At 50.2% G+C, this 279-nt stretch carries 1 protein-coding gene; it reads left to right on the forward strand.

All coding sequences use genetic code 11. From position 1 onward, the window contains the following. A partial coding sequence (locus SB658_RS23395) for a CoA-transferase (RefSeq protein ID WP_410602673.1) occupies window positions 1-279 on the forward strand: 279 nt, incomplete at both ends.

Here is a 279-nt window from a genome sequence, read left to right on the forward strand (position 1 = left end):
GGCGCCTCACCAGTACAAGGGGAAGAAGATCCTAATTTGTGCAATGCCGGCGGCTTTCCTATTACGTTAACAAAAGGCGGCTCATACATGGACAGCACGACTGCTTTTGGCATCATTCGAAAAGGCATGCTGGATATGACCATTTTAGGTGCACTTGAAGTAAGCAGTCAGGGCGATCTTGCGAATTGGATTGTGCCAGGTAAACGAGTACCTGGGATGGGCGGAGCGATTGAGCTTGCGCAAAAGGCGAAAAAAGTTGTGGTGGTGATGAGCCACCTC

It is taken from the genome of Bacillus sp. SIMBA_008, from assembly GCF_046535495.1.
Lineage (GTDB): Bacteria > Bacillota > Bacilli > Bacillales > Bacillaceae > Bacillus > Bacillus subtilis.